The 7,227-nt window shown below is 73.4% G+C and carries 6 protein-coding genes and 1 pseudogene; 3 read left to right on the top strand and 4 right to left on the bottom strand.

Features of this window, described 5'->3' with window-relative positions:
- Positions 1-108 precede the first annotated feature (108 nt).
- From E4P38_RS21700 to mshA, 3 genes are read right to left on the bottom strand one after another with little or no spacing between them, the layout of a single operon-like run.
- Positions 109-1,695 (bottom strand): MFS transporter, encoded by a 1,587-nt coding sequence (locus E4P38_RS21700; RefSeq protein WP_135134073.1) that lies wholly within the window; start codon positions 1,693-1,695, stop codon positions 109-111.
- Complete coding sequence (locus E4P38_RS21705) at positions 1,692-2,210, bottom strand: YbjN domain-containing protein (RefSeq protein ID WP_135134074.1); 519 nt, start codon at positions 2,208-2,210, stop codon at positions 1,692-1,694. The genes E4P38_RS21700 and E4P38_RS21705 overlap by 4 nt, the downstream gene beginning before the upstream one ends.
- The gene (gene mshA / locus E4P38_RS21710) at positions 2,207-3,541 is read right to left on the bottom strand and encodes a D-inositol-3-phosphate glycosyltransferase (RefSeq protein ID WP_245161218.1); all 1,335 of its coding nucleotides are present in this window, start codon (positions 3,539-3,541) and stop codon (positions 2,207-2,209) included. Before mshA ends, E4P38_RS21705 begins: the two co-directional genes overlap by 4 nt.
- Positions 3,542-3,630: 89 nt before the next feature.
- Between mshA and E4P38_RS21715 the strand changes: the two genes are divergently transcribed.
- Positions 3,631-4,455, top strand: coding sequence for an SDR family oxidoreductase (locus tag E4P38_RS21715; RefSeq protein WP_135134076.1), 825 nt, complete (start codon positions 3,631-3,633; stop codon positions 4,453-4,455).
- A gap of 54 nt (positions 4,456-4,509) precedes the next feature.
- On the opposite strand, the gene E4P38_RS21720 is transcribed toward E4P38_RS21715, so the two are convergent.
- Positions 4,510-5,511, bottom strand: coding sequence for a UDP-N-acetylmuramate dehydrogenase (locus E4P38_RS21720; protein WP_135134077.1), 1,002 nt, complete (start codon positions 5,509-5,511; stop codon positions 4,510-4,512).
- A gap of 34 nt (positions 5,512-5,545) precedes the next feature.
- Here E4P38_RS21720 and E4P38_RS21725 point away from each other — a divergent pair, with 34 nt between their 5' ends.
- Positions 5,546-6,409: a class I SAM-dependent methyltransferase gene (locus E4P38_RS21725; RefSeq protein ID WP_135134078.1), complete on the top strand. Its 864-nt coding sequence runs from the start codon at positions 5,546-5,548 to the stop codon at positions 6,407-6,409.
- 106 nt (positions 6,410-6,515) lie between these two features.
- Positions 6,516-7,227, top strand: a pseudogene (locus E4P38_RS21730) (13E12 repeat family protein); the annotation flags it as partial.

Consider the following 7,227-nt stretch of genomic DNA (forward strand, 5'->3'; position numbering starts at 1 on the left):
GCACGGGGGAGTCCCGCTGCACTCACCTTCAGAGTGTCCCCTACGGAACGTGACCGTCAATGACGACATTGACACCATCGGGTCACTCCGTGACCGACGCCACCGCGGTCAGGGCGGGCCGGCGGCGTCCCGGTGTCGCTTGCCGGGCAGCCACATCAGGACGACGAACGCGGCCACGACCGCGGCGACGGCGGTGAACACCGCGGTGACGTGCATGGCCGAGACGAACGCCTCGCGGGCCGGCTCGACGAGTGCCGCAGCGGCGCGGGCGGCGTCCTCGTCGCCTTCGGCCTCCACCTGCCGGACCACCTCGAGGGTCGCCACGATCGACTGCCCGGCGCTCTCGCGGGCCTCGGCGGGCAGGACGTTCACCGCCGACCCGAGGTGCGCGGCGTAGGAGGCGGCCAGGACCGAGCCGAGGATCGCCACGCCCAGTGCGCCGCCGACCTGCCGGACGGAGTTGTTCACCGCGGCACCCGCGCCGGCCTTCTCCCGCGGCACCACGGACATGATCGACTCCGTGGCCGGCGCCATCACCATGCCCATGCCCAGGCCCTGCACGGACAGGACGACGAGCAGCAGCCAGACCGGCGAGGTGAGGTCGAGCAGCTGGATCCCCAGGAAGGACGCGGCGATCAGCGCGAACCCGGTGGCACAGACCGCCTTGGCGCCGTAGCGCTCGGCCAGACCGGAGCTGCGCGGTGCCATCAGGGCCATGCCCAGGGCGACCGGGATGAGGGCGGCGCCGCTCTGCAAGGGGGTGTAGCCGCGCACGCCCTGCAGGTAGTAGACGAGGTAGAACGTCGCCCCGAGGAGGGCGAAGAAGTTCAGCCCGAGCGCACCGGCCGCCGCGGAGAAGGCGGGGTTGCGGAACAGGCTGACGTCGAGCGCCGGATGGGTGGAACGCCGCTGGAGCCAGACGAAGAGCCCCAGCAGCAGCACGCCGCCGACGAGCGGAATCAGGACGCCGGGCGTCGACCAGCCGGCGCCGGAGCCGCCGCGGATGATCCCGTAGACGAGGCCGGCCAGCGCCACGATGGACAGCAGGACGCCGGGCACGTCCAGTCGTCCGGGCGACGGGTCCTTGGACTCGGGGACGAATGCCAGGACGGCAATGAAGCCCACGACGGCGACCGGGACGCCGACGAGGAAGACCGACCCCCACCAGAAGTGCTCGAGCACCGCGCCGCCGGCGAGCGGCCCGCCCGCGACGGCGATCCCCGCCGTGCCGGCCCAGACGCCGATGGCGCGGCCGCGCTCGCGCGGGGGGAAGACGTTGGTGATGACCGCGAGCGTCGTCGGCTGGACGGCTGCGCCCCCGATGCCCATGACCGCACGCCAGCCGATCAGCTCGATCGGGCTGTTGCTGAAGGCGGCGAAGACCGAGCCGACGGCGAAGATGCTCAGCCCGATCAGCAGCACCCGCCTGCGGCCGACGCGGTCGCCGATGACGCCCCAGGAGAAGAGCAGCCCGGCGAACACCAGGATGTAGGCGTCGACCGCCCACTGCAGCTCCCCCTGGGTGGCCTGCAGCTCGCGCTGCAGGGTGGGGATCGCGACGTTGAGGATCGTGTTGCCCGTGATCACCACGAGCAGGCACACGGTCATGGTGGCGAGGACCCACCACCGCCGGGCGTAACCGGGCCGCTCGTCGTCCGCCGTGGTCGCCGGTGACGTGCGGTCCGTCGCGGTCACTGCTGCTCGGGCCGGTTCGACGGATCGGCGAAGGCGGCGAAGGCCTCCAGGTTGCGCAGCGATTCCCCGCGCTTGACCCGCCAGTCCCACTCGCGCCGGATCGAGGTGCCGAAGCCGATCTCGAGCATCGCGTTGAAGTGGTCGTCGGCGTAGCTGAGGACGGCACCCAGGACGCGGTCGATCTCCTCGGGCGTGACCGAGGCGTGCGGGAGGCGGCCGGTCAGGTAGATGTCGCCGACGCTGTCGACGGAGTACGCGACGCCGTACATGCGGGCGTTGTGCTGCAGCAGGAAGGTCCACAGCTGCTCGCGGTTCTCGTCGGGCTGGCGGCAGACGAAGGCCTCGACCCGCAGTGCGTGCTCCCCGACGATGAGGCCGCAGACGGTCTTGAGCTTCTTGGTGCCGGGGAGGTCGACCAGCCAGCGGCCCGGGGCCGGGTGGTCGTGCACCAGGTCACCGTCCCGCAGCGCCTGCTCGATGACGGCGTCGAGCTGCGCGACGACCTGCTCGCTCATCGGGCGACCTGGATGCCGGGGAGGGCGCGCAGCGGGCCGAGGGCGCGGGCACGGACGGGGCGGGCGGCGCCGGCCATGTCCTCGGCGGCGGAGGTGTAGGCCGCGATCAGCGAGTCGGCGGTGCGGTCCCAGGAGAACAGCGCCGCATGCCGGCGGGCGCCGGCGCTGAGGAGCTCGCGTCGTCCCAGGACAGCCCGGACGGCGGCGGCGTAGTTGCGGGGGTCGTGACCCTCGACGAGGACCCCGGAGACGCCGTCCCGGACGGCGGTGCGCAGGCCGCCGACGGCGGCCGCGACGACCGGGGTGCCGCAGGCCTGCGCCTCGAGCGCGACCAGACCGAAGGACTCGTTGTGACTGGGGACGACGGCGACGTCGGCTGCGCGGTAGTGGTCGGCGAGCCGCTCCGGCGGCTGCGGCGGGAAGAAGGTGACGACGTCGGCGATGCCGAGCGATCCCGCGAGCTTCTGGAGCTGCTCGGGAGCCTCGAGGCCGGAGCCGCTGGGGGCACCCACGACGTGGACGCGGAGCCGGTCGCGGAGCTCCGGGTCGTCGGCGAGCAGCTGCGCGGCGGCGTGCAGCAGGACGTCCGGCGCCTTGAGCGGCTGGATGCGGCCGACGAAGAGCAGCACGAGGGCGTCCTCGGGCATGCCGACCGCACGGCGGGCCGCGGCGCGGTCGCCGGGACAGAAGCGGTCGAGGTCGACGCCGGGCGGGACGACGAGCGTGCGGGCCGGGTCGGCGCCATAGAGGCGGACGAGCTGGCGGGCCTCCTCGTCGGTGTTGGCGATCAGCCGGTCGGCCTCGGCCACGACCTGCTCCTCGCCGATGACCCGGGCGCGCGGCTCGGGCCGGTCGCCGTCGGCCAGCGCCTCGTTCTTGACCTTGGCGAGGGTGTGCGCGGTGTGGATCAGCGGCACGCTCCACCGGTCGCGGGCCAGCCAGCCGACCTGGCCCGACAGCCAGTAGTGGGAGTGGACGACGTCGTAGTAGCCGGGCTCGTGCTGGGCCTCCTCGCGCAGCACCGCGGCGGTGAACGCGCACAGCTGGGCGGGGAGCTCCTCCTTGCCGAGGCCCTCGAAGGGGCCGGCGCTGACGTGGCGGACCGTGACGCCCGGGCTCATCTCGACCACGGGCGGGAGGCCGCTGGAGGTGGCGCGCGTGAAGATGTCGACGGCGATGCCGCGGGCGGCCAGGCGGCGGGACACCTCGACGATGTAGACGTTCATGCCCCCGGCGTCGCCGGCGCCGGGCTGGTCGAGCGGGCTGGTGTGCACCGACAGGGTCGCCACCCGCCGGGGCGGGCCCGGGCGGGAGAAACGACGAGCGGGCACGTGCAACCTCCCGCTCGAGTAGTCCGGTGGTGGGGGCCTGACCGGCCCCTGTCGACTGTTCATCCTGCAACAGCGCCAGGATGGTGTTCATGCCCGGTACCGATCCTTCCCACTCCCCCGACCGTCGTCCGCTCCCGGGCGCCGGCCGCACCGCCGTCGTCACCGGGGCCTCCAGCGGGATCGGGGCGGCCACTGCGACACGGTTGGCCGCCGACGGTTTCGACGTCGTCCTGGGGGCCCGCCGCCTCGACCGGCTGAGCGAGCTGGCGTCGTCCATCGGGGGGCGGGCTTTGCCGCTGGACGTCACCGACGCAGCCTCCGTGGAGGCCTTCGCGGCGGCGCTGGACCGGGTCGACGTGCTGGTGAACAACGCGGGCGGAGCCTTCGACGCCCTGCCGGTCGCGGCCGCCGACCTCGACTCGTGGACGCGAAGCTATGAGGTGAACGTGCTCGGCACCGTGCGGCTGACCAAGGCGCTGCTGCCGGCGCTCCGGGCGTCCGGCGGCGGGGACGTCGTGTTCGTGAGCTCGACGGCGGCGCTGGTCAGCTACGAGGGCGGGGCGTCGTACACGGCCGCGAAGCACGGGGTGCACACGCTGGCCGAGACGCTGCGGCTGGAGCTGAACGGGGAGCCGGTGCGGGTCGTCGAGATCGCGCCCGGGATGGTGCGCACGGAGGAGTTCTCACTGAACCGGCTCGGCTCGGCCGCGGCTGCCGACGCCGTCTACCGCGGGGTGCGCGAGCCGCTCGTGGCCGACGATGTCGCCGACTGCATCGCCTGGACGGTCACCCGCCCGCCCCACGTGAACATCGACCTGATGGTCGTGCGACCCCTCGCCCAGGCCGCCCAGCACAAGGTTGACCGCCGTCCTCCGGACGACACCGCGGCCACGAGCCGTCCCGACCCCCACTGAGCCCCCGAGTCGCGCCTGCGCGAACCCCTCCGGGGCCCACTCGGCACGACAGGGTCACACCGCGGTGGGCTCGCGCTCGAGGGTGACGCCGAACTGATCGCGGACCGACTGGACGACGCGATCGGCGAAGGCGAGCAGTTCCGTGGCCGTCGCGCCGGGTTCCGTCGTCAGGGCGAGGCTGTGACGTGACGACGTCCCTACGTGCCCGTCCCTCGTGCCGCGGCCGAACCCGGCGGACTGAACGAGCCAGGCGGCGCTGAGCTTCACCTGCCCGTCGCCGGCGGGCCAGCTCGGGCAACCGTCGACCGACTGGGCGGCGGGAACGATCGGGTTGGTGAAGAACGAGCCGGCGCTGCGGCTGTCGGGGTCGGCCGGGTCGAGGACCATGCCCTTCCCGCGGCGCAACTCGATGACCGCGGCCCGGACGTCGGCCAGCGGGGCAGTGTCGCCGATCTGCACACCCAGCTTCTTCGCCAGTTCGGCGTAGGCGACCGGACGCGAGGCCGGGCTCTCGTCGAGGAGGAACGTGACCTCGAGGACGACGAAGCGGCCTGCCTCGCGCTTGAGCCGGCTGTCGCGATAGGCAAAGCCGCACTCGGCCGGCGTAAGGGTGCGATCGCTCTTCTCGGCGCGGTCGTAGACGCGGACGGCGGTGATCGTCTGGGCGACCTCCTGGCCGTAGGCGCCGACGTTCTGCACCGGCGTGGCGCCGGTCGAGCCCGGGATTCCCGACAGCGCCTCGATGCCGGCGAGCTGGTGGTGGACGGCGTAGGCGACGAGCTCGTCCCACGGCTCGCCGGCCTGCACGAGGAGTTCGCCTCCGGAGCGCTCGATGCCCCAGGTCCGGACGGCGACGACATCGCCGTCCCAGCCGTCGTCGGGAGCGATCACGTTGGACCCGCCGCCGAGCAGCAGCAACGGGCGGCCCGCCTCGTCGGCCTCGCGGACGGCGGTCACCAGCTCCGCGGCGTCCTCCACCTCGATGACGCGCTCAGCGACGCCACCGACGCCGAGCGTGGTGAGGCCGGCCAGCGGGACCGCGCGGAGAACCTGCACGACGCAACGCTAACCGGGACTACCCTCCGGACCGGTGAAGGAGCCCAGGAGCGACCACAAGCGCCGGGCATATCTGTCCCCGCCCCCACAGCGGAGGGCCCCTCGACTGGCGGCCGGCCGGGCCCGGGCGCTGGGACTGCCCACCCGCGGCACCACCAACGCCAACCGGTTGCGCCGGGTGGACCGCTGGCTCCTCGCCACACAGCTCCCGCGCCTCCGCGACTCCGCCCGGCCCCTCGTGGTCGACCTGGGTTACGGATCGTCCGCCGTCACGACGCTCGAACTCGTCGACCGGCTCACCCCGGAGGTAGATCGCCTCGAGGTCGTCGGGCTCGAGATCGACCCGGCCCGCGTGGCTGCCGTCGCCGCCGACCGGGATCCGCCCCGGGTCGACTTCCGCGTCGGGGGCTTCGAGCTCGCCGGCCTGCAGCCGGTGCTCGTGCGGGCGTTCAACGTGCTGCGCCAGTACGACGAGGCCTCGGCGGCCCAGGCCTGGGACACCATGCAGGCCGCTCTCTGCCCGGGTGGGGTGATCGTCGAAGGCACCTGCGACGAGTGGGGACGGCGTTCGGCGTGGGTCGCCCTGGACTCCGACGGACCCCTCACCCTCACGTTCGCGACCCGGGTGTCCGACATCGACACCCCCTCGGACCTGGCCGAACGGTTGCCGAAGGCACTGATCCACCACAACGTTCCAGGACAGCCGGTCCACGAGTTCCTCCGAGCGTTCGATGCGGCCTGGGCGGCGGCCGCGGGGTTGTCCACCTTCGGGCCGCGGCAGCGATGGGTCGCCACCGTCGAGACCCTCGGGAACCAGGGCTGGCCGTTGGTCGGTTCGGCCCGCCGGTGGCGGCACGGTGAGGTCACCGTGCGGTGGTCCGCGGTCGCCCCGATCTGACCACGCTTCGCACGCTCCTTGTCGCTGCTTGTCCACAGCCGACCCTTCTATCCACAGGCCCGTTTCGGCTGGTCAGAGGCCCCCTCCTTTCCATATGATCGAACACGTGTTCGACTCCGATTCCACCCGAGACGCGGCCCTTCCCGAGGCCGCCATCGAGCACATGCGCGCCCTGGTCGACGGGGTCTTCGGCAGTCGTGCGCGGGTGCTCAGGATCGGACCGGACGGCCGGGTAGCGCCTCCGGCGGAGCACGACGACCGGTTCCCGGGGCTGACGGTTTTCCGCGGGCTGCTGGAGGCCGGTGCGGGTCATCTGGCCGCGGCGAGGGCGGCGCAGGCGGAGCAGCGTCGGCTGGCGGCGGTGCAGGCCCGGTCGTTGGCCGCGTTCGCCAGGTCTCGGCCGGCGGTCGTGCTGGACCGGTCCGATGAGGAGGTGGGGGCGGCGGCGGTCGCGTCGCGGGCGGCCCGAGCGGAAGCGTTGACGGCGGTGAGCGAGTGGGCCGTCGATGAGGTGATGGTCGCCTTCGGCCTGTCGTCGCGTGCCGCGGCCGGGCTGCTGGCGGAGTCGGTGACGCTGACCGAGCGGCTGCCGGCGACGCTGGCCGCGTTGGAGGCCGGGGTGATCGGCTGGGACCACGCGCGGGCGATGGCCGAGATCGTCGGGCCGGTGACCGAGGAGGCCCGCGCGGAGGTCGAGGCCCGGCTGCTGGGCGGCGCCGAGGGCAGGACGGTGACCCAGCTGAAGGTGGCGGCCCGGCGGGCGGTGCTGCGCGCCGACGCCCCCGGCGTTGCGGATCACGTGCGCCTCCCCCTCGGCG

The organism is Blastococcus sp. CT_GayMR16, assembly GCF_004570875.1.
Lineage (GTDB): Bacteria > Actinomycetota > Actinomycetes > Mycobacteriales > Geodermatophilaceae > Blastococcus_B.

Excerpts from the sequence above, each read along its gene's own strand:
- E4P38_RS21705 (WP_135134074.1), bottom strand. The coding sequence starts at position 2,210 with ATGAGCGAGCAGGTCGTCGCGCAGCTCGACGCCGTCATCGAGCAGGCG.
- E4P38_RS21715 (WP_135134076.1), top strand. The coding sequence starts at position 3,631 with ATGCCCGGTACCGATCCTTCCCACTCCCCCGACCGTCGTCCGCTCCCG.